This is a genomic window from Streptomyces sp. NPDC048270 (assembly GCF_040652335.1).
Classification (GTDB): domain Bacteria; phylum Actinomycetota; class Actinomycetes; order Streptomycetales; family Streptomycetaceae; genus Streptomyces.
In genome coordinates this window covers 1-26,283 of the sequence record NZ_JBEZLV010000003.1, presented here as the reverse complement: position 1 = coordinate 26,283, position 26,283 = coordinate 1, and the positions used below count along the sequence as shown (strand labels likewise).

Here is a 26,283-nt window from a genome sequence, read left to right as displayed (position 1 = left end):
GAGTTTCTACGCGTCGTCAGACTCCCCGGCCCCAGGCTCCTGACCTGCACAGATGGCCAGCACGTCGGCTCCGTACCGCTCGAGCTTCCGTCCACCCACGCCGGAGATCATCGAGAGCTCGCCGCCCTCGGAGGGCGCGGCCTCCGCGATCGCCATCAGCGTCTTGTCCGTGAAGACGCAGTAGGCGGGCAGGCCCTGCTCCTTCGACTGGGCCGCACGCCACTCGCGCAGCCGCTCGTAGAGGCCTTCGTCCCTGTCGGACGGGCAGTCCTCGCAGCGCATCAGCTTCAGCTCGCCGGCCTCGGTCAGGGTCTTGCCGCAGACCCGGCACAGGACCGGCCCCCGGCGGCCGCGTTTGCGGCCCGCCGCCCGCTCGGCCGCACCGCCCGACCCGCTTCCCGGGGCCACGGAGCCCGGCCGCAGGCCGTTCAGGAAGCGGCTGGGGCGTCGGGAGGCCCGGCCGCCCGGAGCCCGGGAGAGGCCCCAGGAGAGGCCCAGGTGCAGCCGGGCCCGGGTCACGCCTACGTAGAGCAGCCGGCGCTCCTCCTCGACCTGCTCGTCGATCTTGGCGTAGGTGATCGGCATCATGCCGTCGGTGAGGCCCACGAGGAACACGGCGTCCCACTCCAGGCCCTTCGCCGCGTGCAGCGAGGCCAGGGTGACGCCCTGGACGGTCGGGGCGTGCTGGGCGGCCTTGCGCTCGTCCAGCTCGACCGTCAGGTCCGCCAGGGTGGCTCCGGGCCGGGCGCGGGCGAAGTCCTCGGCGAGCCGGACCAGCGCGGCCAGCGACTCCCACTGGTCGCGCACGGCGCCGGACCCGGCGGGCGGCTCGGAGGTCCAGCCGGTGGAGCTGAGCACGGCGCGGACCTGGGAGCCGAGCTCGACGACGTCGTCGAGCAGCGGGTCGTTCCCCCCGGACCGGGCGGCTCCGCGCAGCGCGAGGATCACCTTCTGGACCTCCGGCCGCTCGAAGAACCGCTCGGCCCCGCGCAGCTGGTACGGCACCCCGGCGTCCGCGAGGGCCTGCTCGTAGACCTCGGACTGGGCGTTGATCCGGTAGAGCACGGCGATCTCGCCGGCCGGGACGCCCGCCGCGATCAGGTCGCGGATCCGGTGGGCGACGCCTTCGGCCTCGGCGGGCTCGTCCGGGTACTCCGCGTACACCGGGTCGGGGCCGGCCTCGCGCTGCGAGACCAGCTCCAGGCGGTGCTCGGCGGCCCGGCCCTTCGCCTGGTTCAGGAGGCCGTTGGCGAGGTGGACCACCTGGGGGGTGGACCGGTAGTCGCGGACCAGCTTGACCACCGTGGCCTGCGGGTAGCGGGTGCGGAAGTTCAGCAGGTGGTCGGGGGTGGCGCCGGTGAAGGAGTAGATCGTCTGGCTGGCGTCGCCGACGACGCAGAGGCTGTCGCGCTCGCCGAGCCACAGGTCCAGCAGCCGCTGCTGGAGGGGGCTGACGTCCTGGTACTCGTCGACGACGAAGTGCTGGTACTGGGCGCGGATCTGCTCGGCGATGTCGTGGCGGTCCTGGAGGATGCCGACGGTCAGGAGCAGCACGTCCTCGAAGTCGATCATGCCGCGGTCGCGCTTGAGCTGCTCGTACGTCCCGTAGATCTGGGCGATCTCGGCCAGGTCGCGCGGGGCCTCGCGGCCCGCCTTGAGGGCGGCCGCCGGATAGTCGGCGGGCACGGTCTGGGTGACCTTGGCCCACTCGATCTCGCCGGTCACGTCGCGCAGCTCGCCGCGGTCGAGGCGGATGCGGCAGCGCGCCCCCGCCTCGGCCACGAACTGGATCTTGCGCTCCAGCAGCCGGGGCACGTCACCGCCGACCGCCTTGGGCCAGAAGTACTGGAGCTGGCGCAGGGCGGCGGAGTGGAAGGTCCGGGCCTGGACCCCGCCCGCGCCGAGTCCGCGCAGGCGGCCGCGCATCTCCCCCGCGGCCCGGTTGGTGAAGGTGACGGCCAGCACACTGGCCGGCATGAGCTGGCCGGACTGGACCCCGTAGGCGATGCGGTGGGTGATGGCGCGGGTCTTGCCGGTGCCGGCGCCCGCCAGCACGCACACCGGCCCGCGCAGGGTCGTCGCGACCTCGCGCTGCTCCGGGTCCAGGCCCAGGAGCACCGCGTCGGCCGGGTCGACGGAACCGGCGAAGGATGAGGAGTGCGTTGCTGGTGTCACCCCGCCATGCTGCCAGGTCCCGTGGGGCGGGCGGGAAAGCCGTCCACAGGCCGCCGGTATTCGTAGTACCGAACGGGAGGGGCGCACGGGAATGGCCGGGCGACCCCGTACGTTCGACTACTCGGACCACCGAGCCCCCATGAAGGAGAGCGCAGCATGCAGGACACGGGCACCGTCACGATGTACAGCACCACCTGGTGCGGCTACTGCCGCCGGCTGAAGACCCAGCTGGACCGGGAAGGCATCGCGTACAACGAGATCAACATCGAGCTCGACCCGGCGTCCGCGGCGTTCGTGGAGAAGGCCAACGGCGGCAACCAGACGGTTCCCACGGTCCTCGTGAAGTCCCCCGCGGGCAACGAGTCCGTCATGACGAACCCGAGCCTGGCCCAGGTCAAGCAGGCCCTCGCCGTCTGATCGCCTCCCCACCACAGAGCGGCCCCCGCCCCGGCGGGGGCCTTCTGCCGTCTCGGGCCCGGCCCGGGCCTCAGGTCGTGGGGCCCGGGCCTCAGGTCGTGGGGCCGGGCTTGGGCAGGGGCTTGCCGTACCAGAGCTCCACCAGGCGGGCGGCGATGGAGATGCCTCCCGCCGGGGGGACGACCTCGCCCGATTCGATCGCCGTGCGCAGGTCCTCGCGGGAGAACCAGCGGGCCTCCTCGATCTCCTCGCCGTCCACCGTGATCTCGTAGCTGGTGGCGCGGGCCGTGAAGCCCAGCATCAGGCTGTACGGGAACGGCCAGGGCTGGCTGGCCACGTACTCGACCTCGCCGACCCGGACGCCCGCCTCCTCCCACACCTCGCGCACGACGGACTGCTCGATCGACTCGCCCGGCTCCACGAAGCCGGCCAGGGTGGAGAAGCGGCCCTCCGGCCAGTGCACCTGGCGGCCCAGCAGCGCACGGTCCTGGTCATCCGTGACCAGCATGATCACGGCCGGGTCGGTGCGCGGGTAGTGCTCCGCGCCGCAGCCCGGGCAGCGGCGGATGTGCCCGGCGGCCGCGACCACGGTGCGCTCGCCGCAGCGGGAGCAGAAGCGGTGCATCCGCTGCCAGTTCTCCAGCGCCACGGCGTGCACCATGAGCCCGGCGTCGCGCGGCGACAGCAGCAGTCCGGCCTCGCGCAGGCCGGCCGCGCGGGCCGACTGGTCCATGCGGCCCGGCAGCGCGTCCTTCTGCAGCGCGAAGTACCGTACGCCGTCCTCGTCGGTCCCCAGGAAGTAGCGGTGCGTCTCGGTGACCGGGGCCTCGAAGGCCGGGGTCATCACGATGCCCGTGCCCCCGTCGGGGGTGTCGTCGATCAGCACCTGGCCGCCGGAGACGACGAAGACGCGGGTCGTCGGGTGGCTCCAGGCGGCGGCCAGCCAGGCCTCGTCGAGGCGGTGGTGTGCGACACGGTCGATTCCGCTGGGCGCGGTCAGCGAGATCGGACGCTCGGTATGGATGCTCACGGGTACTTCCAACTCCCCCGGTGGTGGGACAGGCAGGTGGGCGTCAGGCGGATGTGCGGTGGGACGCGGCCAGATCGCCCCAGAGGTAGGCGGTCGTCTCGACCCCCTTGAGGAGGAGGTCCAGCTCGACCTTCTCGTTCGGCGAGTGCCAGCCGTCGGACGGCACGGAGATGCCGAGGAAGAGGACGGGCGCGCCCAGGACGTCCTGGAGGTCGGCCGCGGGACCCGAGCCGCCCTCGCGGGTGAAGCGGATCTTCTGGCCGAAGGCGCGGCCCATCGCCCGGACGACCGACTGCAGCGCCGGGTGGTCCAGCGGGGTCAGGCACGGGCGGGTCGGTGCGCCGAAGGTGATGCAGTGGCGGATCCCGGCCGGGACGCGGGCCGCGACCCAGTCCCGGACGGCCGCCTCGACCTCGTACGGGTCCTGCCCCGACACCAGCCGGAACGACAGCTTCAGGTGGGCGGAGGCGGGCACGATCGTCTTGCCGCCGGGGCCCTGGTAGCCGCCGCCGATGCCGTTGACCTCGGCCGTCGGGCGGGCCCAGACGCGCTCCAGGGTGGAGTAGCCGGCCTCGCCGGCGGCCGCGTGGGACTTGGCCGTACGGAGCCACTCGGCCTCGTCGAAGGGGAGCTCGGCGATCAGCGCGCGCTCGGCGTCGGTGAGCTCGGCGATGCCCTCGTAGAAGCCGGGGACCGCCACCCGCCCGTCCTCGTCGTGCAGGGCCGCGACCAGGCGGGCCGCGACGGTGGCCGGGTTCGGCACGGCGCCGCCGAAGGCCCCGGAGTGGATGTCCTGGTCCGGGCCGTGGAAGTCGATCTCGCAGTCGGCCACGCCGCGCATGCCGGTGCACACGGTGGGGGTGGTCTCGGACCACATGCCGGTGTCGGAGACGATCACGACGTCGGCGGCGAGCTCGGCCGCGCGGGCCTCGACGAGGGCGCGGAAGTGGACGGAGCCGGACTCCTCCTCGCCCTCGACGATCAGCTTGAGGTTCACGGCCGGGGCGGCCGCGCCGGTGGCCGCCAGGTGCGCCCGTACGCCCAGGGTGTGGAAGAACACCTGCCCCTTGTCGTCGGCGGCGCCGCGCCCGTACATCCGGCCGTCGCGGACCACCGGCTCGAACGGGTCGGTGTGCCAGCCGTCGGCGAGGGCGGCGGGCTGCACGTCGTGGTGCCCGTACACGAGGACGGTGGGCGCCTGCGGGTCCTCGCTCGGCCAGTGCGCGAACACGGCCGGGGCGCCGTCGGTCTCCCAGACCTCGGCGACCGGGAAGCCGGTCTCCTTGAGCTTCGCCGCGAGCCATTCGGCGCTGCGGCGGACGTCGCCCGCGTGCTCGGGCTGCGCCGAGACGGAGGGGATGCGCAGCCACTCGGCGAGGTCGTCGAGGAAGGCGGCGCGGTGGGTGTCGATGTACGTGCGGACGACGCTGTCCGGCGGGGTGTCGCTCATGACCCCGAGCCTAGCCGTCCACCTGACGGTCACTGTCGGTGTCCGATTTGCCTTGGAGGATCCGCTCAAGGCGGGCCCGGTCGGGGAGGTCGCGGGGGCGGATCACGCGGCCGCTGCGGACGTGCAGGAAGGCGGCGGTGACCTGCTCGAGGGGGGTGCCGGTGGCCTCCGCCCAGGCCAGGCGGTAGACGGCGAGCTGGAGGGGGTCGGCCTCGGTGGTGCGGCCGGTCTTCCAGTCGACGATCTCGTAGCCGGTGTCCGTGCGGTAGACGGCGTCGATCCGGCCGCGGATGACCCGGCCGGCGAGGGTGAGCTGGACCGGGGCCTCCATGCGGTGGGGCGGCCGGTCCGCGTACTCGCTGCGCTCGAAGGCGGCCTTGAGGAAGTCGAGGTCGGCCTCGTCGGCGACCTCCTGGTCGGAGCCGGGCAGCTCGGTGGCGGGGTCGAGCACGTCGAGGAGCGGGAGCGGGAGCTCGTCGAAGCGGGACTCGACCCAGGCGTGGAAACGGGTGCCCTGGCGGGCAGCGGGCTGCGGGGGCCTGGGCATGGGGCGGGCGAGGTCGCGGGCGAAGCCCTGCTCGTCGGCGGCGAGCCGGAGCAGCTGGCTGGCGGACAGGGCGGCGGGGAGTTCGACGTCGCGGACCGCCGCGCGGGCACGGCGCAGCTCGCCCTCCAGGGCGTCGAGGTCCCGGTCCCAGGAGGCGACGGCCCGAGCCTCCTCGGGCACGAGCGACTCCGCGGGGCGGGGCTCGGCGGGGGCGGACTCGGCGGGATCGCCGAGGTCCGGTGCCGGGGCTCCGGGGGGCGGGGCCGGCCACTGGTCGTCGTCCGGCCAGGGTTCGTCCTCGTAGGGCGGCGGCTCCTCGCAGTCCGGGGGCCAGAGGTAGGGGTCCTGCTCCGGCCCGGGCGCGGCGGCGGGGCCCGGGGTCGGCTCCGGCGGGGGCGGGGCCGCCAGGTAGGACTGCACCAGGGCCGCCGCCGAGCGGCGCAGGGCCAGGGAGCCGGGGTCCAGGGGAAGCGGCCAGGAGTGGTCCTGGGCGGCTTCTGCCGCCAGCGCCGGGTTCTCCGCGTCCGGCTCCGGCTCGTCCGCCCAGGCCTCGATCTCCCCGGCACCGGCCGCGCAGTGCCCGTACAGCTCGGTCAGGAAGGCGGACGGGCCGCGGCGCTTCTTCTGGGTCGGGCCCCACCAGTGGCCCGAGGCCAGCAGCAGGGAGCGGGGGCGGGTGAAGGTCACGTAGCCGAGGCGGAGCTCCTCCACGGACTTGTGGTCCTTCAGGGCCGTCTTGAAGGACCTGAGCCCGGCCGAGGTCCAGGCCGGGTCCGCCGGCAGGGTCGGCGCGTCGCCGCGCAGCGCGTACGGGAGCACCTTCGCGTACGAGGTCCAGGCCTCCGGCGCCCGCTCCTTCGGGAAGGCCCCGGCGCACAGGTCGGGGACGACGACCACGTCCCACTCCAGGCCCTTGGACTTGTGCGCGGTCAGCACCTTCACCGTGTTCTCCCCGCCCGGCAGGGCGTGGTCCAGGCCCTTCTCGTACTGGGCCGCCGTCCGCAGGAAGGCGAGGAAGGCCAGCAGGGTCGCCTCGCCGTCCAGGGCGGCGAAGCCCGCGGCCACGTCCATGAAGTTCGACAGGGTCTCCCGGCGGCGGGCCGCCAGCGCGTGCGGCGAGGCCGAGAGCTCCACCTCCAGGCCCGTCGCGGACAGGACCCGGTGCAGGACGTCCATCAGGGGGTCGGCCAGGGAGCGCCGCAGGTCGCGCAGCTCCTGCGCGAGGTGCGCGAAGCGGACCCGGGCCTCGGCGGAGAAGGGGAGCCCGTCATCGGACTGGCCCGCCCCGTCCAGGAAGGTCTCCAGCGCGTCGGCCAGCGACACGATCTCCGCCGGGTCCACGCCCTCGACGGCCGCCGCGAGCCGCTCGTCCGGGTCCGCCCCGTCCGCGCCGGCCGGCGCACGGCCGACGAGCAGGCGTGCCCGGCGGCCCAGCAGGGCCAGGTCGCGGGCGCCGATCCGCCAGCGGGGGCCGATGAGCAGGCGGACCAGGGCGGCGTTGGCGCCCGGGTCCTGGAGCACCTCGCAGACGGCCACGAGGTCCGCGACCTCCGGCAGGTGCAGCAGCCCGGACAGGCCGACGACCTCCACCGGCACGTCCCGGGCCACCAGAACGGCCTGGATCCGCGCGAAGTCCCCGGCGGACCGGCACAGCACGGCGATCTCGCCCGGCTCGGTCCCGGTGCGGACCAGGTGCGCGACGGAGTCCCCGAGCCACTCCAGCTCCTCGGCGTGGGTCTCCAGCAGGGCGCACCGTACGAAACCCGCGCGCTCGGCGCCGGGCGCGGGGCGCAGCGCCTCCACCCCCTCGTGCATGGCGCGCAGCGGTCCGGCGAGCCCGTTGGCCAGGTCGAGCAGACGGCCGCCGCTGCGCCGGTTCTCGCTGAGCGAGAGGCGGGTGGCGGGGGCGCCGTCGGCCTGCGGGAAGTGCGCGGGGAAGTCGTCGAGGTTGGCCACGGAGGCGCCGCGCCAGCCGTAGATGGCCTGGCAGGGGTCGCCGACGGCGGTCACCGCGTGCCCGGTGCCTCCGCCGAACAGCCCGGACAGCAGCAGCCGCTGCGCGACGGACGTGTCCTGGTACTCGTCGAGCAGGACCACCCGGAACTCCTCGCGCAGCAGCGCCCCGACCTCGGGCCGGGTGGTGGCGAGCTGCGCGGAGAGGGCTATCTGGTCGCTGAAGTCGAAGAGGTCGCGGGAGCGTTTGGCGGCGCGGTAGCGGGCGACGAGCTCCAGCAGCTCGAGGCGGCCGCGCACGGCCTCGGGGACCTTGCGCAGGTCGTCGTTGGTGAGCTTGACGTCGGCGAGCGTGTCCAGCAGCTCCGTGTCGTACGCCCGCAGGCGCGCCGGCTCGACCAGGTGCTCGGAGAGTTCCGCGTCGAGCGCGAGGAGGTCGCTGACCAGGTCGGGGAGGGACTTGGTGAGCGAGGGGTAGGGGCCGGGGGCCTCGCGCAGCACCTTGGCGGCGAGCTGGAAGCGGGTCGCGTCGGCGAGGAGGCGGGAGCTGGGTTCCAGGCCGATGCGCAGGCCGTGGTCCTTGAGGAGCTGCCCGGCGAAGGCGTGGTACGTCGAGATGCGCGGCTCGCCGCCGGCCGCGTCGGCCTCGGCGGGGGAAGGGTCCGGGTCGGTGATGCCGGCCCGGGCGAGGGCCGTGCGTACGCGCTCGGAGAGCTCTCCGGCGGCCTTGTTGGTGAAGGTCAGTCCGAGGACCTGCTCGGGCGCGACGGCGCCGGTGCCCACCAGCCAGACCACGCGGGCGGCCATCACGGTGGTCTTGCCGGATCCGGCGCCCGCGACGATCACCTGGGGGGCGGGCGGTGCGGTGGCGCAGGCCAGCTGTTCGGGCGTGAAGGGGATGCCGAGGAGCTCCTTGAGCTGCTCGGGGTCGGTGAGGACGGACGGACGCGCGGACACCTCAAAAGGCTAGCCGCCCCCACCGACACTCCCGCCCGGCCCTCTCGTCCGGCCCTCTCGTCCGGCCCTCTCGCCCGGCGGTCGGCTCGCGGGATCCGGCCCGCGCGGGCCCGCTCGGCGCTCCGGGTCACTCCACGGTCTGGCGGCCCTCCGGGCGGGCGCTGCACGAGCTGCGGAAGGAGCAGTGGTCGCAGTGCTTGCCCGCGGCGGGCGCGAAGCGCTCGTCCAGCACCCGGCCGGCGGCGGTGGCGAGCAGGTCGCCGACCCACTCGCCGTCGAGCGGCTGCTGGCCCTGGACCTTGGGCACCTCGTCACCGCCCTCCTTCTTGGGCGCGCCCTGGCGCAGCTGGACGAGTTCGGCGCCGCCGGGCGCCGGGCGCAGGCCGTCGAAGACCTCGTCGACGGCGCCCTCGCGCACGGCGAGCTGGTAGACGGCGAGCTGGGGGTGGCGGGCGACCTCGTCCTTGGTGGGCGCGGACTTGCCGGTCTTGAAGTCCACGACGTACGCGCGCCCCTGCGGGTCCGCCTCGACGCGGTCCATGGAGCCCCGGATCCGGACCGTGTGCTCTCCCGCTTCGAGCGTGACGTCGAACTCGTGCTCCGTGGCCACGGACGCCCGGCCGCCGCGGTCGGTGGTGTGCCAGCGCAGGAAGCGCTCGAGGGCGGCGCGGGCGTTCTCCTTCTCCTGGGCCGACTTCCAGGGGGCGTCGAAGGCGAGGGCGTCCCAGACGGAGTCGAGGCGCTCCATGAGCACGGCCAGGTCGGCGGGGGTGCGGCCGGAGGCGACCTCGTCGGCGAGGACGTGGACGACGTTGCCGAACCCCTGGGCGGCGGTGGAGGGGGCGTCGGCCTTGACCTCGCGGCCGAGGAACCACTGCAGCGAGCAGGTGTTGGCGAGCTGGTCCAGGGCGCTGCCGGAGAGCGCGAGGGGCCGCTCCCGGTCGCGCAGCGGGACGCTGCTGCGGGTGGGTTCGTACAGCCCCCACCAGCGCTGCGGGTGGGCGGCGGGGACCAGCGGGCGGTCCTCGTCGTCGGTGAGCGCGGCGAGGCGGGCGAGGCGCCGGGCGGCCGCGTCGCGCAGGGCGGGCGAGGCGTCGGGGTCGACGGTGGTGGCGCGCAGCTCGGCGACGAGGGCCGGGACGGCGAGCGGGCGGCGGGGGCGGCCGGTGACGTCCTTCGGGGTGACGCCGAGTTCGGTCAGGAAGCGGGAGGGCTGGTCGCCGTCCTCGGCCGGGGCCTTGACGGCGGTGACGACGAGGCGGTCGCGGGCGCGGGTGGCCGCGACGTAGAAGAGCCGGCGCTCCTCGGCGAGGAGCGCGCCGGGGGTGAGGGGCTCGGCGAGGCCGTCGCGGCCGATGCGGTCGGCCTCGAGGAGGGAGCCGCGGCGGCGGAGGTCGGGCCACAGGCCCTCCTGTACGCCGGCCACGACGACCAGGGACCACTCCAGGCCCTTGGAGCGGTGGGCGGTCATCAGCCGGACCGCGTCGGGGCGGGCGGCGCGGGTCGTCAACGTGTCGGCGGCGATGTCCTCCGCCTCCAGTTGTTCGAGGAAGTTGAGGGCGCCGCGGCCGCCGGTGCGGTCCTCGGCGCGGGCGGCGGTGTCGAAGAGGGCGCAGACGGCGTCGAGGTCGCGGTCGGCGTTGCGGCCGGCCGCGCCGCCGCGGCGGGCGGAGCGCTCGAGCCGCTGGGGCCAGGGGGTGCCGTCCCAGAGGGTCCACAGGGCCTCTTCGGCCGTGCCGCCGCCCTGGAGGAGCTCGCGGGCCTTGCGCAGGAGGAGGCCGAGGCGCTGCGCTCCGCGGGCGTAGGCGGGGTCGTGCGCGGTGAGCCGTTCCGGCTCCGCCAGGGCGCGGGCGAGCAGCACGTCGGAGGGCGCGGGCACCTTGACGCCCGCGGCGCGCTCCTCCTCGCGGAGGGCCCGGCCGAGGCGCCGCAGGTCGGCGGCGTCCATCCCGCCGAGCGGCGAGCCGAGCAACTCGATGGCGGCATCGACGCTGATCCCGTACTCGCCGGCGCTGTCCCCGGCCGGGTCGCCTGCCGGGTCGCCTGCGGCGGGCTCGGCGATACGGGGATCGGCGGAGCCGGAGCCAGGGTGGGACTCGGCGGAGCCGGGGGCGTCTGCCGGGGCGCCTGCGGCGGGCTCGGCGGTATGGGGATCGGCGGAGCCGGGGGCGGCATCCGACTCGGGGGGTGTTTCCCGTCCGCCCGCCCCGGCGGTGTGAGCGAGCTCGCTCAGACCGCCGTCCGCGGCGCCCGCACCAACCGCTGCCGCGCCCCCGGTCGGCGACGGCAGGTCGTCGGGGGCCGGCGCCTCGGGGGCGGTTGGGGCGAGGGCGGGAGGGGCGGTGGCGGCGGTGGCGGCTGTGCGGAGGGCCGTCAGGAGGGGGGCCACCGCCGGTTCGTGGCGGAGGGGGGTGTCCGTGCCGTCCGTCTCGACCGGGACTCCCGCCGTGATCAGGGCGCGCCGCATCGAGGGGAGGGTGCGGCCGCCCGCGCGGACCAGGACCGCCATGTCCTGCCAGGGCACGCCGTCCTCGAGGTGGGCCCTGCGCAGGATGTCGGCGATGTTGTCCAGCTCGGCCCCGGCCGTCGGGTAGGTGTACACCTCCACCCGGCCGCCCTCCCGCGTGGCCTGGAGGGCGCGGTGCGCCCGGACCGCGGCCGCGGGGAGGCGGGGCAGCGGCATGCGGGCCGTCAGGAGGCGGGTCGCCGCCAGGAGGGCCGCGCCCGAGCGGCGGCCCACCGTCAGGGCCTTGACCGCCGCGCCCGGGAACGCCGACTCGAAGTCCAGCACGTTGTTGATGTCCGCGCCGCGGAAGGCGTAGATCGACTGGTCCGGGTCGCCGAAGGCGAGCAGCGTGCCGGCGGGGCCGTTGAGCGCCCGCAGCAGCCGCAGCTGGGAGGCGTCCGTGTCCTGGTACTCGTCCACGAAGATCGCGTCGTAGGAGGAGGACAGGGCGGGGGTGCCCTCCGCCAGGAGCACCGCGCGGTGGAGGAGTTCCGCGTAGTCCAGCGTGCCCTGCAGGTCCAGGACGTCCAGGTACTCGGAGAGGAACGCCGCGGCCGCCTTCCAGTCCGGGCGGCCGATCCGGGTCGCGAAGGAGTCGAGCGCCGAGGGGCCGAGGCCCAGTTCGCGGGCGCGGGCCAGCACGGCGCGGACCTCGTCCGCGAAGCCGCGCGTGGTCAGCGCGGCCCGCAGGTCGTCCGGCCAGCGGATGGAGCGGATCCGGCGCTGGCCCTCCAGGAGGGTGCGGACCATCACGTCCTGCTCCGGGCCGGACAGCAGCCGCAGCGGATGGGCGAAGAGTTCGGTGTCCTGGTGGGCGCGGACGAGTCCGTAGCAGAAGGAGTGGAAGGTGGTCGCCTGCGGAGCCCGCGCGCCGCCGAGCCGCAGGGCCGCCCGGTCGCGCAGTTCCACGGCCGCCTTGCGGCTGAAGGTGAGGATGAGGATCCGCGCGGGGTCGGTGCCCGCTTCCACCCGGGCGGTGACGGCCTCGACCAGGGTGGTCGTCTTGCCGGTGCCCGGTCCGGCCAGCACCAGCAGTGGTCCGCCGGTGTGATCAACCACCGCGCGCTGCGCTGCGTCCAGCACAGGGGGCTCCACCCGTTCCGGCCCGGTGCGCACGAGGCGGTACGCGTCAGGGGTCCGCGTACGCCGCCGGTCGGTGCGGTCGGAAGGAGAGGTGATCACGTGAGCTGCCGGTCCTGGTGGGTCTTCGGGTGGCACCGCGACGGCGGCGGCCGGAGCGGAAGAGGCAACGCTACGGCAACCGGCCGACCCCGCGCAGTCCGTCCCCGTCCCCCGGACGGGCCTTCGCCCGGGCGCCCGACCGCCCGTCCGGGCCCCGCATGGCCGAAGCTGTCAGGTGTGAGCCTCGTCGCGGTCCCCGTCGCGCTCTTCGCCGCCGTCCCAGCGTGCCCGGCGCATGTCGAGCCGCGGCTCGCCGCCGGCCGTCACGCGCAGCGGGGTGGCCTCCGCCCGGTAGTGCTCCAGGGCGCGGCGCTCGCTGCCGGGCAGCGGTACGCCGTCCGCGCGCACCACGCGCCACCAGGGCACGGCCCCTCCGTACAGGGCCATGACGCGGCCGACTTGGCGCGGTCCGCCCTCGCCGAGCCACTCGGCGACGTCTCCGTACGTCATCACCCGGCCGGGCGGAATACGCTCGGCCACCTCCAGCACGTGCTCCGCGTACGCGGGCAGCTCCTCGCTCATTCGGCCCATGGTGCAGCACGGTGGCGACCGGGCGGCGGAAGACAAGGTTCCGTACCGGCGCGCACCCTGATGCCCCGCTGGCAGGTCGGTCCGTGCCACCATCTTGCGGGCGGTGACTGGTGATACGTGATCAAGAAGAGACGGAAGTGACGACGAAGGAGCAGGGTGTGAGCCCTCCGGACGGCGCGGCGGCGGACGACGACGCGACGCGCCCAGACGACGGCCACGCCCCCCGGCCCAGACCCCCGTCGAGCACCGGAACGTCCGGCACCGGAACGTCCGACGGCGGACCGTCCGGCACCGGAACATCCGACGGCGGATCCGCCGACGGAGCGGAGCCGGAGGGGCCGCACGGGCACGCCCCCACCGCCGCCGACCAGGTGGAGGTGGACGAACCGCTGCTCGCCGCCCGCGTCCACCGCCCCTCCGACCTCGTACGCCTGCTCGTCGGCATCCTCGGCATCGCCGTCGTCCTCGCCATCGCCGCCTTCGCCCACGGCACCACCGTCGGCCTGGAGGAGGACATCAACAAGGGCACCGGCCAGGCGCCCGTCCTGCTGATCAAGGTCGCCGCGCTGGTGTCGAGCATCGCGGTGCTGCTGCTCCCCGTCGCCTTCGCCATCGAGCGGCTGATCAAACGCGACGGCCTGCGCATCGCCGACGGCGTGCTGGCGGCCGTGCTCGCGCACGGGGTCACCCTCGCCACCGACCTGTGGGTCTCCCAGGCCGCCCCGAGCACGATCCAGGAAGCCCTCACCCGGTCCGCCGGGGCCGGCGGGGCCCTCACCGATCCGGTGCACGGCTACCTCGCACCCGTGATCGCGTACATGTGCGCCGTCGGGATGACCCGCAGGCCGCACTGGCGCGTCGCCCTGTGGGTGGTCCTGCTGCTCGACGCGTTCACGATGCTGGTCAGCGGCTACACCACGCCCTTCTCGATCATCCTCACCGTGCTCATCGGCTGGAGCGTCGCGTACGGGACGCTGTACGCCGTCGGCTCGCCCAATGTGCGACCCACCGGGAAGACCCTGCTCGCGGGACTGCGCCGGGTCGGCTTCCGGCCGGTCAGCGCGATGCGCGCCGAGGCGACCGAGGGCGGCCCGGAGGCCTCCGAGGTCAGCGACCGGGGGCGGCGCTACCACGTCACGCTGGAAGACGGCCCGCCGCTCGACGTCACCGTCGTCGACCGCGAGCAGCAGGCCCAGGGCTTCTTCTACCGGGTCTGGCGTCGGCTCACCCTGCGCGGCATCACCACCCGGCGCAGCCTGCAGTCGCTGCGGCAGGCACTGGAGCAGGAGGCGCTGCTCGCGTACGCCGCCATCGCGGCCGGGGCGAACGCGCCGAAGCTGATCGCCACCTCCGAGCTCGGCCCGGACGCCGTGATGCTCGTCTACGAGCACCTGGGCGGCCGGACCCTGGACTCCCTCTCCGACGAGGAGATCACCGACGAGCTGAGCCGCAATGCCTGGGAGCAGGTACGGGCCCTGCAGTCGCGTCGGATCGCGCACCGGCGGCTGACCGGGGACGCCCTGGTGGTGGATCGTTCCGGCACCGTCATCCTGACCGACCTGCGCGGCGGCGAGATCGCGGCGGGCGACCTGGTGCTGCGGATGGACATCGCCCAGCTGCTCACCACGCTCGGCCTGCGGGTGGGCGCGGAGCGGGCGGTGGCCTCGGCGGTGTCGGTGCTCGGCCCGGACGCGGTGGCGGACTGCCTGCCGCTGCTCCAGCCCATCGCGCTGAGCCGGTCCACCCGGGCCACGCTGCGCAAGCTGGCGCGGGAGCGGGCGGACCGGCAGCGGGAGGCCGTGCTGGAGTCCTCGCGCGCGGCCAAGGCGGCGCGCGGGGCGGACGTCTCCGCCACCAGCCCCGCCGCGGACCGCAAGGCCGAGAAGAAGGCGCTGGACGACGCGCTGGACGGGGCCCGGGAGGAGGACCTGCTGAGCCAGATCCGCCAGCAGGTGCTGCTGATCCGCCCGCAGGCGCCGGTGGAGCCGGCCCGGCTGGAGCGGATCCGGCCGCGCACGCTGGTGTCGTTCATCGCGGGCGCCTTCGGTGCGTACTTCCTGCTGACGCAGCTCGCCCACGTGGACTTCGCCACCATCCTCGGCGAGGCCGAGTGGGGCTGGGTCGGGGCGGCGCTGGCCTTCTCGGCGCTGAGCTACTTCGCCGCGGCGATGAGCCTGCTGGGCTTCGTGCCGGAGCGGGTTCCGTTCCTGCGGACGGTGGTCGCGCAGGTGGCCGGGTCCTTCGTGAAGCTGGTGGCTCCGGCGGCGGTGGGCGGTGTCGCGCTGAACACGAGGTTCCTGCAGCGGGCGGGGGTCCGGCCGGGGCTCGCGGTCGCGAGCGTGGGCGCCTCGCAGCTGTTCGGGCTGGCGAGCCACATCCTGCTGCTGCTGTCGTTCGGCTACCTGACGGGGACGGAGAAGACCCCGGAGATGACCCCCTCCCGGACGGTCATCGCGGGTCTGCTGACGGTGGCGGTGCTGGTGCTGGTGGTGACGGCGGTCCCGTTCATGCGGAAGTTCGTCGCGACGCGGGTGCGGGCGCTGTTCGCCGGCGTCGTGCCGCGCATGCTGGACGTGCTCCAGCGGCCGCAGAAGCTGGTGACGGGCATCGGCGGAATGCTGCTGCTGACGGGCTGCTTCGTGATGTGCCTGGACGCGTCGATCCGGGCGTTCGGCGGCGGCGAGGCCATCAGCTACGCGAGCATCGCGGTGGTGTTCCTCGCGGGCAACGCGCTGGGGTCGGCGGCGCCGACGCCGGGCGGCATCGGCGCGGTGGAGACCACGCTCACGGTGGGCCTGGTCGCGGTGGGCCTGCAGTCCGACGTCGCCTTCTCGGCGGTGCTGCTGTTCCGCACGATGACCTTCTGGCTGCCGGTGCTGCCGGGGTGGGTCGCCTTCAACTTCTTGACCCGCAAGGAAGCCATCTAGCCTCCGGCTCGGGAGTACGGGCTCCGGGCCCGCGCCCCGGCCGTCCCTGCGGCCCGGGCTCGGCCCCGGCCCCTGGGGCTCCGCCCCAGACCCTCCCCCAGACTCCGTCCGGGGGTTCGGGGGCGGATCCCCCGACGGTGGCGGTGCGTTAGAACGCCGCCGGCAGGGTCGCCAACAGAGCTGCCGCGCAGGCGAGTTCGATCGCGCCGACCACGGGCACGCGCAGGCCGCGCCCCGGGAGGGCGGCGGCGCGGGCCAGGTACGCCGTGAAGGGGATCGCCAGCCAGGGGGACAGCGCGGCGGCCGCCGCCAGGGCCAGGGCGTGGTAGGCCACCGAACCGGCCCGGTAGCCCCGGGAGTTCCGCTCGCGGATCATCGTCTTCACGTACGGCACCGTCCCCGCGAAGTACAGCAGGCACGCCACCGCGGGAGGCCAGGACCGCGCCGGCCCGAGGCCGCCCAGCCCGGCCGCCACCATCAGCATCCCGCAGGCCGGGACCACCGCCGCCAGGCCGTTGGCCAGGGCCCGTTCCCGGCCGCGCCGGGCGTGGTAGGTGTTCACCGCCACGAACGGCGCGGCGAGCAGCGCGGCCCCCGCCAGCCAGGGGTGCAGCACCGCGAGCGGGAGGCCCGCCACCGCGAAGGCCGCCCCGAAGACCACCGCCGGCAGCGCGTGCCGCCGCGCCGACCGCAGCCCGCGGGCGTGCAGCCGCAGCCACTGCTGGGCGTGGAAGACCGCGACGTAGCCGAGCAGCCAGGCCGCGAACAGCACCGCGTGCGCCCAGCCGGGGCGGGGCGCCAGGAACGTCCCCGCGAGGAACGGCACCGCCAGCATCGCCCAGGCCCCGTGCTGGTCCGGAATCCATTTCCGCCCCTGTTTCACCCGGCCCACCCGATCCTCCCGGTCCTTGATCGGCATTCCGGCACGCAATTTCCGCCGCCTTCGGCACAGTTGGCGTTCCTCCAGCGTGGCAGACCCTCGGCCCGCGAAAGAGCGGAAAGAGGTCACGTCTGCACGGGACCTTTGTCACCGCATTCGCCTTTTCCGCAGGCGTAGCGTCGATACGCACCATTCATTTCGGCCTGGAGGGTCGCTTTGCAGGAGCGTCAGGGACATCAGGACGCCGCCGATTCGCTCATCAGGGCGGGCAGCTTCTTCACCCGGGCCGAGGTGTCCGAGGACCTGCGTACCGTCCATCACACGGGCGGGCGCGCGGCGGAGGCCTTCTACCGGGACCGGTGGAGCCACGACAAGGTCGTGTACTCGACGCACGGCGTGAACTGCACGGGTTCGTGCCGGTGGAAGGTGTACGTCAAGGACGGGATCATCACCTGGGAGACCCAGGCCACCGACTACCCGTCCGTCGGCCCGGACCGCCCCGAGTACGAGCCCCGCGGCTGCCCCCGCGGCGCCTCCTTCTCCTGGTACTCCTACTCCCCCACCCGCGTCCGCTACCCGTACGTCCGCGGCGAGCTGCTGGGCATGTACCGGGAGGCGAAGGAGCGGCTGGGCGACCCCGTCGAGGCCTGGGCGGACATCCAGGCGGATCCCGAGCGGCGCCGCGCCTACCAGCGGGCCCGCGGCAAGGGCGGCCTGGTGCGGGCGACGTGGGAGGAGGCCACGGAGATCGTCGCCGCCGCGCACGTGCACACCGTCAAGGAGCACGGGCCGGACCGCGTCGCCGGCTTCTCCCCGATCCCGGCCATGTCGATGGCCTCGCACGCGGCCGGCGCCCGCTTCCACTCCCTCATCGGCGCGCCGATGCTGAGCTTCTACGACTGGTACGCGGACCTGCCGGTGGCCTCCCCGCAGGTGTTCGGCGACCAGACCGACGTGCCGGAGTCGGGCGACTGGTGGGACGCCGCCTACCTGATGATGTGGGGCTCCAACGTGCCGGTGACCCGCACTCCCGACGCGCACTGGATGGCCGAGGCCCGCTATCGCGGGCAGAAGGTCGTCACCGTCTCCCCGGACTACGCGGACAACACCAAATTCGCCGACGAATGGATGCACCCCCACCCCGGAACGGACGGCGCGCTCGCCCTCGCCATGGGCCACGTCATCCTCAGGGAATTCTTCGTCGACCGCGAGACCCCCTTCTTCACCGACTACGTCCGCAAGTACACCGATCTTCCTTTCCTCGTCTCCCTGAAGGAAACGGAACAGGGCCTCGTCCCCGGAAAGTTCGTCACGGCCGCCGATCTGGGCCGGGACACGGAGAACGCCGACTGGAAGACCGTCCTCGTCGACGACGCCACCGGTGAGCCGGTCGTCCCGAACGGCACCCTCGGACACCGCTGGGGCAAGAACGAGACCCCCGAGTGGAACCTCGACCTCGGCGGCACCGTGCCCCGGCTGTCCCTGATCGGGGAGGGCGAGAGCGCCGAGATCGTCCTTCCGCGCTTCGAGGACGACGAGCGCGGGGGCACGGTCCGCCGCGGGGTTCCGGTCCGCCGCCTCGGCGGCCGGCTGGTCACCACCGTCTTCGACCTGATGCTCGCGCAGTACGGGGTCGGCCGCGCCGGGCTCCCCGGTGAGTGGCCCACCGGCTACGAGGACGCGAGCCAGCCCGGCACCCCCGGCTGGCAGGAGTCGCTGACCTCGGTGCCGGCGGCCCAGGCGGCCCGGGTGGCGCGGGAGTTCGCGCGGACCGCCGAGCAGTCGCAGGGCCGCTGCATGATCCTGATGGGCGCCGGCACGAACCACTGGTTCCACTCCGAGACCATCTACCGGGCCTTCCTCGCCCTGCTCACCCTCACCGGCTGCCAGGGCCGCAACGGCGGCGGCTGGGGGCACTACGTCGGCCAGGAGAAGTGCCGTCCGGTGACCGGCTGGGCCACCCTCGCCGCCGCCTCCGACTGGTCGCGCCCGCCGCGCCAGATGATCGGCGCGGCCTGGTTCTACCTGCACACCGACCAGTGGCGCTACGACACCCTGCCCGCCGATGCGCTGGCCTCCCCGCTGGGGACGGGCAGCTTCGAGGGCATGACGGGCTCCGACTGCCTGGCCGCGAGCGCCCGGATGGGCTGGATGCCGTCCTATCCGACCTTCGACCGCAACCCCCTGGATCTCGGCGAGGCCGCCGACCCGATCGCCGAAACGATTCAGCAGCTCAAGGACGGCACCCTCGGCTTCGCCGGCGAGGATCCGGACGCCCCGCACAACTGGCCGCGCGTGCTCAACGTGTGGCGGGCCAACCTGCTCGGCTCCAGCTCCAAGGGCAACGAGTACTTCCTCAAGCACCTCCTCGGCACGCACTCCAACCTCCCCGAGGACGGCCCGCGCTGCACGCCCAGGGACGTCACCTACCGCGAGGAGGACGTCGAGGGGAAGCTCGACCTCCTCATGACCATGGACTTCCGGATGACGTCCACGACGCTCCTGTCCGACGTGGTCTTCCCCGCGGCGACCTGGTACGAGAAGCACGACCTGTCCTCCACGGACATGCACCCCTTCCTGCACGCCTTCACCCCGGCCGTGGACCCGCCCTGGCAGGCCCGCTCCGACTACGACGCCTTCCGCGGCCTCGCCGAGCGCTTCGGCGAACTCGCCCGGATACACCTGGGCGTGCGCCGGGACCTGGTGGCCACCGCCCTCCAGCACGACACCCCGGGCGGCGAGATGGCCCAGCCCGGCGGGGTCGCGCTGGACTGGTCGAAGGGCGAGTGCGAACCCGTACCGGGCCGGACGATGTACAACCTGGCCGTCGTCGAGCGGGACTACGGGGCGGTCGGCGAGAAGTTCGCCGCGCTCGGCCCGCTGGTCGACCGGCTCGGCGTGACCACCAAGGCGATCACCTTCGACGTCGCCGAGGAGGTCGCCTACCTCGGCGAGAAGAACGGCCTGGTGCGCGGCGGCGCCGCCGACGGCCGCCCCCGCCTGGACACCGCGCAGCGGGCCTGCGAGGCGATCCTCTCCCTGTCGGGCACGTCGAACGGGCGCCTGGCCACCCAGGGCTTCGAGACCCTGGAGAAGAAGGTCGGCACGCACATGGCCCACCTCGCCTCCGAGGCCGAGGGCAAGCGGATCACCTTCGCCGACACCCAGGCCCGGCCCGTCCCGGTGATCACCTCGCCCGAGTGGTCCGGATCGGAGGCCGGCGGACGCCGGTACACGGCCTTCACCGTCAACACCGAGCACCTCAAGCCCTGGCACACCCTCACCGGCCGCCAGCACTTCTTCATCGACCACGACTGGCTGCACGAGGTCGGCGAATCGCTGCCCGTCTACAAGCCGCCGCTGAACATGCACACCCTGTACGGGGAGCCCGAGCTCGGGGTCGTCGACGAGAAGACGGTGGCCGTGCGCTACCTGACCCCCCACAACAAGTGGGCGATCCACAGCCAGTACCAGGACAACCTCTACATGATGACGCTGGGCCGCGGCGGCCAGACGGTGTGGATGTCCCCGCAGGACGCCGGGGCGATCGGGGTCGCGGACAACGACTGGATCGAGGCGGTCAACCGCAACGGCGTGATCACCGCCCGCGCGATCGTCTCCCACAAGATGCCCCCCGGCACGGTCTACATGAACCACGCGCAGGAGCGCACGGTGGGCGTCCCGAGGACGGAGAAGACCGGCCGCCGCGGCGGCATCCACAACTCGCTGACCCGGGTGATGCTCAAGCCCACCCACCTCATCGGCGGCTACGCCCAGCTGACCTGGGCCTTCAACTACCTCGGCCCGACCGGCAACCAGCGCGACGAGGTGACGGTCATCCGACGCCGCTCGCAGAACGTGGAGTACTGACCCATGCGCGTGATGGCACAAGTGGCGATGGTGATGAACCTCGACAAGTGCATCGGCTGCCACACCTGCTCGGTCACCTGCAAACAAGCCTGGACCAACCGGCAGGGCACCGAGTACGTCTGGTTCAACAACGTCGAGACCCTCCCCGGCCAGGGCTACCCGCGCCGCTGGGAGGACCAGGAGAAGTGGAAGGGCGGCTGGGAGCGCACCCGCTCCGGGCGGCTGCGCCTGAAGGCGGGCGGCCGGCTGAGGAAGCTCGGCGAGATCTTCGCCAACCCGCACCTGCCGGAGATCGACGACTACTACCAGCCCTGGACCTACGAGTACAAGAACCTCACCGAGGCCCCGGCGGGCGACGACCTGCCCACCGCGCGGCCCGTCTCCCAGGTCACCGGCGAGCCGATCGACACGATCCAGTGGGGCCCGAACTGGGACGACAACCTCGGCGGCGCCCCCGCGCACGCGCCGAGGGACCCGATCGTGGAGAAGATCCGCGACGAGGTGGGCGAGAAGATCCGCTTCGAGTTCGAGCAGAGCTTCATGTTCTACCTCCCCCGGGTCTGCGAGCACTGCCTGAACCCGGCCTGCGTCTCCTCCTGCCCGTCCGGCGCGATGTACAAGCGCGAGGAGGACGGCATCGTCCTCGTCGACCAGGACCGCTGCCGCGGCTGGCGCATGTGCGTGACCGGGTGCCCGTACAAGAAGGTGTACTTCAACCACCAGACCGGCAAGGCCGAGAAGTGCACCTTCTGCTTCCCGCGCATCGAGGTCGGCATGCCGACGGTGTGCTCGGAGACCTGCGTGGGCCGCATGCGCTACCTCGGCGTGATGCTCTACGACGCCGACAAGGTCGCCGAGGCCGCGGCCGTGGAGGACGAGCACGACCTCTACCCCGCGCAGGTGGAGTGCTTCCTCGACCCGCACGACCCGGCCGTGGTCGCCGCCGCGAAGAGCGCCGGCCTCACCCACGAGTGGATCGAGGCGGCGCAGCACTCCCCCGTCTACGACCTGATCGCCACCTACCAGGTCGCCCTGCCCCTGCACCCGGAATACCGCACCATGCCGATGGTCTGGTACGTGCCGCCGCTCTCCCCCGTCGTCGAGGCGGTCGCCGCGACCGGCAGCGACGGCGAGGACGCGGGCAACCTGTTCGGGGCCGTCGACGCCCTGCGCATTCCCGTCGAGTACCTGGCCGCGATCCTCACGGCGGGCGACACGTACGCCGTCGAGGCGGTGCTGCGCCGGATGGCGGCGATGCGCGCCTACATGCGCGGGATCAACCTCGGCGAGGAGCGGGACGAGTCGATCGCCGCGGCGGTCGGCCTGACCGGCGTCGAGATGGAGGACATGTTCCGGCTGCTCGCGATCGCCAAGATCGAGGACCGGTTCGTGATCCCCAGCGCCGCCCGCGCCGACGCCGAGGCGCTCGCCGACACGCATCCGCTGGACACCGCATGCCCCGTCGGCGCGGTGGCCGAGCCGCGCGTGATGCTCAACCTCAGTGCCACCAGGAGGAGTTCGTGAGCCACCGACCCTCCCAGTCCTCCGATGCCCTGGTGCGCCTGGTCGCCGGCTGCGCGCTGCAGTACCCCGGCGACCACTTCCACGACGAACTCCCGCGGCTCCGTGCGGCCCTCGCCGGGGCGGCCGCCGAACCGGCCGCGCTGCTCGGCGCGTTCCTGGACCACGCCGCGTCCCTGGGCCCGATCGAGCTGTGCGCCGCGTACACCTCGACCTTCGACACCCGCAACCGGCGCTGCCTCTACCTCACCTGGTGGGTGGACGGCGACACCCGCCGCCGCGGCCTGTCCCTGGTCCGGCTGAAGCGGATCTACCGGGACTTCGGGCTGGAGTTCGCGGGCGAGGAGCTGCCCGACTTCCTGCCCGTGGCCCTGGAGTTCGCCGCGCTGCGCGAGCAGGCCGGCACCGAGCTCCTCCAGGAGCACCGGGCCGGGCTGGAGCTGCTGCGGCTGGCGCTGGCCGAGGCCGGATCCCCGTACGCCCGGGTGCTGGAGGCGGTCTGCGCGACCCTGCCGGGCCCGTCCCCCGAGACGAAGGCCGAGGCGAAGGCGCTCGCGAGGAACGGGCCGCCGCAGGAGCTGGTCGGCGCGGGCTCCCCGCTCGAACCCTTCGGCCCCGGCCTCGACCAGCCCGCCGACCTGCCCGCCGGCCGGCCCACCGACCTGCCCTGGCCCACCACGGAAAGGCTGACGGCCTGATGGACCTCCTCCTGTGGGGCGTGCTCCCGTACGTCTCCGTCGCGCTGCTCATCGCCGGCACCGTCTGGCGGGCCCGCTTCGACCGGTTCGGGTGGACCACCCGCTCCTCGCAGCTGCACGAGTCGCGGCTGCTGCGCATCGGCTCGCCGCTCTTCCACTTCGGCATGCTGTTCGTGGTGCTGGGCCACGTCGTGGGCCTGCTGATCCCGATGAGCTGGACCGACGCGCTGGGGCTGAGCGACCACGCCTACCACCTGCTGGCCGTCTGCACCGGAGCGGTCGCGGGCGTCGCGGCCGCCGCCGGCATCGGGATCCTCGTCTACCGGCGCTTCACCGTCCGGGCCGTGCGCAGGGCGACGCTCAAGAGCGACCACCTGATGTACACCGTCCTGCTCGGCGCGATGGTCCTCGGCCTGACGGCCACGATCCTCAACTCCACCGGGCAGACCGACGGCTACAACTACCGGGAGGGCATCTCGGTCTGGTTCCGCAGCCTCTTCGCTCTCAGCCCGGACTACCACCTGATGGCGGGGGCCCCGCTCGCCTTCAAGCTGCACATCGTGTTCGGCTTCACGCTGTTCGCGCTGATCCCGTACTCCCGCCTGGTGCACATGTTCTCGGCGCCGCTGGCCTACCTGGTCCGCCCGTACGTGGTCTACCGGCGGCGGGATCCGAAGCAGCTGGCCGACCGCCCGAGCCGGCGCGGCTGGGAGCGGGTGTCGTGAAGCCGTCCCGCGTCGTGCGCCGGCCCCGCCACGCCGTGTCCGAGCGGCCGTTCATCGTCATCTGGGAGGCCACCCGGGCCTGTCCGCTGGCGTGCCTGCACTGCCGGGCCGAGGCGCAGACCGCCCGGCACCCCCAGGAGCTGGACGGGGCCGACGCCCGCCGCGTGATGGACCAGATCGCCGCCTTCGGCCGGCCGGGCCCCCTGTTCGTGATCACCGGCGGGGACCCCTTCCAGCGCGCCGACCTCACCGCCCTCGTCGCGTACGGGACCTCGCTGGGCCTGCGCGTCGCGGTCTCCCCCTCCGGCACGCCCACCCTCACCCGGGACAACCTCGGCGCGGTGCGCGACGCGGGGGCCGTGGCCCTGTCCCTCTCCCTGGACGGCTCGACCGCCGCACGGCACGACGCCTTCCGCGGGGTGCCCGGGGTCTACGACTGGACCCTGGACGGCTGGCGGACGGCCCGCGAGCTGGGGCTCAAGGTGCAGATCAACACCACGGTGTCCCGCGACAGCCTGGAGGACCTGGCCGACATCGCGGCGCTGGTGCGGCGCGAGGGCGCGATGCTCTGGTCGGGCTTCATCCTGGTCCCAACGGGCCGCGGCGGGCAGCTGGACTCCCTGACGCCCGGCGAGGTCGAGGACGTGCTGCACTTCCTCTACGACTGCGGCGCCGTGATGGCCACCAAGACCACCGAGGGCCACCACTTCCGGCGGGTCGCGCTCCAGCGCACGGTCCTCGACGCGCGCGGGGAGCGGCCGGAACTGGGGCCGCTGTACGGGCGCCTGTCGGCCCGCGCCGCCGAGCTGGGGCTGGGCGGCGGGGAGCGGCGGGCGGTGCGGCGGCCGCCGATGGACGTCTCCTCGGGCCGCGGGTTCGTCTTCATCTCGCACACCGGCGAGGTGCACCCGAGCGGCTTCCTGCCGGTGTCGGGCGGCAACGTGAAGAGGCGCCCGCTGACGGAGATCTACCGGGAGTCGGAGCTGTTCACCCGGCTGCGGGACCCGTCGCTGCTGCGCGGGAAGTGCGGGGCGTGCGAGTTCAAGACGGTGTGCGGGGGGTCGCGCTCGCGGGCGTACGGCTTCACCCGCGACCTGCTGGAGTCGGACCCGTACTGCGCGTACGAGCCGGGCAGCTTCCCGTACCGGGACGAGGTGCGGACTCTGGCCGAAAGCCTGAGGCGCTGACACCCGGAAGCCCCATATGTTTCATAGGGGAACATATCGTTCGCGGGAGAACACAATGCGTTCAGTGATCGTCATCGGTGGCGGCATCAGCGGGCTGGCCGCCGCATGGCAGCTGCGCGGTCGGGCGGACGTCACCGTGCTGGAGAGCCACACCAAGGTCGGCGGCAAGCTCCGCACCGGCACCATCGCCGGAATCACCGTGGACGAGGGCGCGGAGTCCCTCATGGCGCTGCGGCCGGAGGCCGTGGAGCTGGCGGCGGCCGTCGGGCTGGGCGACGCCCTGTGCGACCCGGCGAAGGCGCCGACCACCGTCTGGACCGGCGGCGCGCTGCGTCCGCTGCCCGCCGGGCACGTGATGGGCATCCCCACCGACCCCTCGGCGCTGACCGGCACCGGGCTGCTCTCGGCGGAGGGCGTGGCGCGGATGGCCGCGGAGGAGACCCTGGCGGCGGCTCCGCTGACCGAGGACTGCTCGGTGGCCGGTTACCTCGCGGCCCGGTTCGGCCAGGAGGCCGTGGACCGGCTCGTCGAGCCCATGCTCGGCGGGGTCTACGCCGGCCGCGCCGACCGGCTCTCGCTGCGCGCGGCGATGCCGCGGATCGCCGCGCTGGCGGCGCAGGGCGGGCCGCTGCTGCCGGCCCTGCGCCGGATGAAGGCGGCGGGCGCCCCGCGGTCGGCGGCCGTGGCCGTCCAGGGCGTGGTCGGCGGCACGGGCCGCTTCCCGCAGGCCGTCGCGGACGCGTGCGGGGCGCGGATCCTCACGGGCACGACGGCGCGATCGCTCCAGCGGACCGCGGGCGACCGGTGGCGGGTGCAGGCCATGACGGGCGACGGCGCGCTGACCATGGAGGCCGACGCGGTGGTCCTGGCCCTGCCGGCCTACGCCGCGGCGGAGCTGCTGCGGCCGCACTCGCCGCTCGCGGAGGCCGACCTCTCGGCGATCCCGCACGCCTCGACGGCGGTGATCACGATGGCGTTCTCCCGCTCCCAGGCGCACTTCCTCCCGGAGGGCAACGGGTTCCTGGTCCCGCCGGTGGACGGGCACACCCTGAAGGCGGCGTCCTTCCTGTCGAACAAGTGGTCCTGGCTGGCCGCGTCGGCGCCGGACACCTTCGTCCTGCGGGCCTCCGTCGGGCGGATCGGCGAGGACGAGCTCCTCGGCCGGCCGGACCGGCACCTGATCCGCTCCGCGATCACCGAACTCCACCGCGCGGTGGGCGCGATGGGCGAACCGCTCGCGGCGCGGGTGACGCGCTGGGACCGGGCGCTGCCGCAGTACGGCGTGGGCCACGGCGAACGCGTCGCCCGCATCCGCGAGGCCGCCGCGAAGCTGCCCGGGCTGGCGCTGTGCGGAGCCGCGTACGAGGGCGTGGGCGTGGCCGCCTGCATAGCCACGGCCCGATCCGCCGCCCACCAGGTCCTCCCCCCAACCTGACCCTCCGGCCGCACCGGACCCAACCCCAGCCCCGCCACGGGCCCGGCCGGCCACCACCTGACCACCCCGGCTCCCGCCACCCCTGCCGGCCTCCGCCGAGACGCGGGCCCGGCCGGAGCCAAACCCAGCCCCGCCGGCGTTTGAGGCGCGGGCCCGGCCGGAGCCAAACCAGCCCCGCCAACGTCCGAGACGCGGGATCGGGAAGCGGGTCGCGGCGACGTAGCTGAACTTCTCGTCCTCGTACGGGAGGGAGCCGCCCTTGACCTTCCGGTGCAGGGAGGAGCGGCTGACC

At 74.0% G+C, this 26,283-nt stretch carries 15 protein-coding genes and 1 pseudogene; 8 read left to right on the top strand and 8 right to left on the bottom strand.

The genetic code is table 11. The features are described from left to right. Positions 1 to 6 precede the first annotated feature (6 nt). Positions 7 to 2,175, bottom strand: coding sequence for an ATP-dependent DNA helicase UvrD2 (locus AB0D66_RS03370; RefSeq protein ID WP_362295937.1), 2,169 nt, complete (start codon positions 2,173 to 2,175; stop codon positions 7 to 9). Between the two features lie 156 nt (positions 2,176 to 2,331). On the opposite strand from AB0D66_RS03370, the gene AB0D66_RS03365 reads away from it, so the two are divergent. Next, positions 2,332 to 2,592, top strand: a complete 261-nt coding sequence (locus AB0D66_RS03365) for a mycoredoxin (protein ID WP_362295934.1) — start codon at positions 2,332 to 2,334, stop codon at positions 2,590 to 2,592. Between the two features lie 91 nt (positions 2,593 to 2,683). Here AB0D66_RS03365 and nudC read toward each other — a convergent pair whose 3' ends face one another. The 5 genes from nudC to AB0D66_RS03340 all read right to left on the bottom strand — a co-directional run bounded on the left by nudC (position 2,684) and on the right by AB0D66_RS03340 (position 12,748). Beyond that, positions 2,684 to 3,634, bottom strand: coding sequence for an NAD(+) diphosphatase (gene nudC, locus AB0D66_RS03360; RefSeq protein WP_362295931.1), 951 nt, complete (start codon positions 3,632 to 3,634; stop codon positions 2,684 to 2,686). A gap of 31 nt (positions 3,635 to 3,665) precedes the next feature. Further along, complete coding sequence (locus AB0D66_RS03355) at positions 3,666 to 5,072, bottom strand: dipeptidase (protein WP_362295928.1); 1,407 nt, start codon at positions 5,070 to 5,072, stop codon at positions 3,666 to 3,668. Between the two features lie 10 nt (positions 5,073 to 5,082). Next, entirely contained in the window at positions 5,083 to 8,529 is a 3,447-nt protein-coding gene (locus AB0D66_RS03350) for an ATP-dependent DNA helicase (protein WP_362295925.1), read from the bottom strand. Between the two features lie 127 nt (positions 8,530 to 8,656). Then, positions 8,657 to 12,151 carry an ATP-dependent DNA helicase gene (locus AB0D66_RS03345; RefSeq protein ID WP_362296700.1) on the bottom strand — a complete coding sequence of 1,165 codons (3,495 nt, stop codon included), beginning with the start codon at positions 12,149 to 12,151 and terminating at the stop codon, positions 8,657 to 8,659. Positions 12,152 to 12,388: 237 nt separating this feature from the next. Beyond that, on the bottom strand, positions 12,389 to 12,748 hold the full coding sequence (locus AB0D66_RS03340; RefSeq protein WP_362295922.1) for an MGMT family protein: 360 nt from the start codon (positions 12,746 to 12,748) through the stop codon (positions 12,389 to 12,391). 110 nt (positions 12,749 to 12,858) lie between these two features. Between AB0D66_RS03340 and AB0D66_RS03335 the strand changes: the two genes are divergently transcribed. After that, positions 12,859 to 15,675 (top strand): lysylphosphatidylglycerol synthase transmembrane domain-containing protein, encoded by a 2,817-nt coding sequence (locus AB0D66_RS03335; RefSeq protein WP_362295919.1) that lies wholly within the window; start codon positions 12,859 to 12,861, stop codon positions 15,673 to 15,675. A 148-nt stretch (positions 15,676 to 15,823) separates the two neighbouring features. Here the strand turns inward: AB0D66_RS03335 and AB0D66_RS03330 are convergent, their stop codons facing one another. After that, the gene (locus tag AB0D66_RS03330) at positions 15,824 to 16,594 is read right to left on the bottom strand and encodes a YwiC-like family protein (RefSeq protein ID WP_362295916.1); all 771 of its coding nucleotides are present in this window, start codon (positions 16,592 to 16,594) and stop codon (positions 15,824 to 15,826) included. Positions 16,595 to 16,771: 177 nt separating this feature from the next. Here AB0D66_RS03330 and AB0D66_RS03325 point away from each other — a divergent pair, with 177 nt between their 5' ends. Genes AB0D66_RS03325 through hemG form a run of 6 tightly spaced genes read left to right on the top strand, consistent with a single transcriptional unit; the run spans position 16,772 to position 25,991 of the window. Next, complete coding sequence (locus AB0D66_RS03325) at positions 16,772 to 20,425, top strand: nitrate reductase subunit alpha (protein ID WP_362295914.1); 3,654 nt, start codon at positions 16,772 to 16,774, stop codon at positions 20,423 to 20,425. Between the two features lie 3 nt (positions 20,426 to 20,428). Further along, positions 20,429 to 21,949 (top strand): nitrate reductase subunit beta, encoded by a 1,521-nt coding sequence (narH, locus tag AB0D66_RS03320; protein WP_362295911.1) that lies wholly within the window; start codon positions 20,429 to 20,431, stop codon positions 21,947 to 21,949. After that, positions 21,946 to 22,644: a nitrate reductase molybdenum cofactor assembly chaperone gene (narJ, locus tag AB0D66_RS03315; RefSeq protein WP_362295908.1), complete on the top strand. Its 699-nt coding sequence runs from the start codon at positions 21,946 to 21,948 to the stop codon at positions 22,642 to 22,644. Before narH ends, narJ begins: the two co-directional genes overlap by 4 nt. After that, complete coding sequence (narI, locus tag AB0D66_RS03310) at positions 22,644 to 23,369, top strand: respiratory nitrate reductase subunit gamma (protein ID WP_362295905.1); 726 nt, start codon at positions 22,644 to 22,646, stop codon at positions 23,367 to 23,369. Before narJ ends, narI begins: the two co-directional genes overlap by 1 nt. Then, positions 23,366 to 24,556, top strand: a complete 1,191-nt coding sequence (locus tag AB0D66_RS03305; protein ID WP_362295902.1) for a TIGR04053 family radical SAM/SPASM domain-containing protein — start codon at positions 23,366 to 23,368, stop codon at positions 24,554 to 24,556. The genes narI and AB0D66_RS03305 overlap by 4 nt, the downstream gene beginning before the upstream one ends. Positions 24,557 to 24,611: 55 nt before the next feature. Then, complete coding sequence (hemG, locus tag AB0D66_RS03300; protein WP_362295899.1) at positions 24,612 to 25,991, top strand: protoporphyrinogen oxidase; 1,380 nt, start codon at positions 24,612 to 24,614, stop codon at positions 25,989 to 25,991. Between the two features lie 195 nt (positions 25,992 to 26,186). Here the strand turns inward: hemG and AB0D66_RS03295 are convergent. Beyond that, a pseudogene (locus AB0D66_RS03295) lies at positions 26,187 to 26,283 on the bottom strand (small ribosomal subunit Rsm22 family protein); the annotation flags it as partial.

What these genes read in the sequence shown, in the direction of transcription:
- AB0D66_RS03330 (WP_362295916.1), bottom strand. Translation starts at nt 16,594, where the DNA reads ATGCCGATCAAGGACCGGGAGGATCGGGTGGGCCGGGTGAAACAGGGG.
- AB0D66_RS03340 (WP_362295922.1), bottom strand. Translation starts at nt 12,748, where the DNA reads ATGGGCCGAATGAGCGAGGAGCTGCCCGCGTACGCGGAGCACGTGCTG.
- hemG (WP_362295899.1), top strand. Translation starts at nt 24,612, where the DNA reads ATGCGTTCAGTGATCGTCATCGGTGGCGGCATCAGCGGGCTGGCCGCC.
- narI (WP_362295905.1), top strand. Translation starts at nt 22,644, where the DNA reads ATGGACCTCCTCCTGTGGGGCGTGCTCCCGTACGTCTCCGTCGCGCTG.
- narH (WP_362295911.1), top strand. Translation starts at nt 20,429, where the DNA reads ATGCGCGTGATGGCACAAGTGGCGATGGTGATGAACCTCGACAAGTGC.
- AB0D66_RS03365 (WP_362295934.1), top strand. Translation starts at nt 2,332, where the DNA reads ATGCAGGACACGGGCACCGTCACGATGTACAGCACCACCTGGTGCGGC.
- AB0D66_RS03355 (WP_362295928.1), bottom strand. Translation starts at nt 5,072, where the DNA reads ATGAGCGACACCCCGCCGGACAGCGTCGTCCGCACGTACATCGACACC.